Genomic DNA, 1,827 nt, shown 5'->3' on the forward strand with positions numbered 1-1,827 from the left:
GTATAAACACCAACAATTTAGTTTTAGAGGTGGTTACCGTTTTGAGGAAAGCCCATATTTAGATGGTATAACCGTTGGTGATTTAACAGGATTCTCATTAGGATTAGGTTACAATTTTGGTAATACGAAACTAGATGTTACCTATGATAAATGGGAGCGTACTGATGAAACACCACTTTACAATGTAGGATTAACAGATTCTGCAATTGTAAATCGCGAAAACTCTAACATAACACTATCCTTAAGTTTTAATATTTAGGATAATTTTAAATCATATTAAAAAGCTTGGACAATTTGTTCAGGCTTTTTTTATACATGAAATTTTCACCCAATTTTATCGACTAAATAGGTTTCATGCTTTCGGGAGAATAACAAATTCAATGGAAATATCGATTCAGGAAATAAAGGAATTCTTTAAAAACTAATTATTTGCAAACTAAAGTGTCACAAAAAGTGAAATGCTTATCTTTGCAACTTAAATTTTGACATATTTATCATGGCTTTTGATAGTAGTAATATAGAAGATTTTGACTCCTCAGACAATGAACACATTGGCACATCTGAAAACACGCCAATGCGAAAGGATGCTTTCAAATTAAATAATGCTGAAAAAATTGAAATCATTAAGGACGATGTGCGTCACATTATGGAAACCTTAGGTTTAGATTTAACGGACGATAGTCTAAAAGGAACACCAAACCGCGTAGCTAAAATGTTTGTTAATGAAATTTTTGGAGGGTTAAATCCAGATAAAAAACCAAGTGCTTCAACATTTGAAAACAAATATAAATATGGCGAAATGCTGGTTGAAAAAAACATTACGGTGTATTCAACTTGCGAACACCACTTATTACCAATAGTTGGTCGTGCTCATATTGCATACATTTCTAACGGAACTGTGGTAGGTTTATCTAAAATGAATCGTATTGTTGATTATTTCGCAAAACGTCCGCAGGTTCAAGAACGTTTAACTATTCAAGTAGTTAGAGAACTTCAAGAGGTTTTAGGTACTAAAGACGTGGCTTGTGTTATTGATGCAAAACACCTTTGTGTAAACTCTAGAGGTATTCGAGATATTGAAAGTAGCACCGTAACTTCAGAATTTGGAGGGAAATTTAAAGATATGGGAACACGTCGTGAATTTCTTGATTACATTAAATTAGACACTAAGTTTTAGTATGTCGTGAAGTCGTTTTTTGTAAAGTCGAAATATACAATCAGCTTTACAACTAAACAACAAACATATAAACAACACAAGATGCATTTATATTCGTTTGAAAAATTAGACGTTTGGAAAGAAGCTATTCAACTTTCTGTGAAAACCTATAAAACAAACAATTTATATCCAAAGGAAGAAAAATTCGGATTAGTGTCTCAAATGAGACGTTGCTCAGTTTCTGTTTCTTCAAATATAGCTGAAGGAACAGCCAGATTAACAAATAAAGATAATGTCCATTTTATGACAATGGCTTATAGTTCAGCCATAGAATTATTAAATCAGGCTATAATTTCAAAAGAACTTGAATTTATTTCCGAAGAAAACTATAAAAATATTAGATTTGAAATTGAATCAATAACTAATAAGATTAATTCATTACGAAATCATTTTCTAAAGTCCTAACGACTTAACAGCTATGCAACTCTACAAAGAACAACAGATTAAATTATACAATTCTCTTACTGGTAAAAAAGAAACTTTCAAACCTATTAACGAAGGTCATATAGGTATGTATGTTTGTGGACCTACTGTTTACAGCAATGTTCATTTAGGAAACGTGAGAACCTTTATGTCTTTTGATATGGTTTTTCGTTATTTAAAGCATTTGG

The 1,827-nt window shown here is 31.4% G+C and carries 2 protein-coding genes and 2 pseudogenes; all 4 read left to right on the plus strand.

All coding sequences use genetic code 11. The annotated features are described in order from the left end of the window. Positions 1–259: pseudogene (locus WBN21_RS12070) on the plus strand (transporter); the annotation flags it as partial. A gap of 237 nt (positions 260–496) precedes the next feature. Then, positions 497–1,177, plus strand: coding sequence for a GTP cyclohydrolase I FolE (gene folE / locus WBN21_RS12075; RefSeq protein WP_424200619.1), 681 nt, complete (start codon positions 497–499; stop codon positions 1,175–1,177). 81 nt (positions 1,178–1,258) lie between these two features. Next, a complete protein-coding gene (locus WBN21_RS12080) occupies positions 1,259–1,621 on the plus strand; it encodes a four helix bundle protein (RefSeq protein WP_424200621.1) in 363 nt (120 codons plus the stop codon). 13 nt (positions 1,622–1,634) lie between these two features. After that, positions 1,635–1,827: pseudogene (locus WBN21_RS12085) on the plus strand (cysteine--tRNA ligase); the annotation flags it as partial.

Origin of the sequence: Algibacter sp., assembly GCF_049667265.1 — a bacterium.
Classification (GTDB): domain Bacteria; phylum Bacteroidota; class Bacteroidia; order Flavobacteriales; family Flavobacteriaceae; genus Algibacter_B.

Coding starts and splice junctions, on each gene's coding strand:
- folE (WP_424200619.1), top strand. CDS start 497: ATGGCTTTTGATAGTAGTAATATAGAAGATTTTGACTCCTCAGACAAT.
- WBN21_RS12080 (WP_424200621.1), top strand. CDS start 1,259: ATGCATTTATATTCGTTTGAAAAATTAGACGTTTGGAAAGAAGCTATT.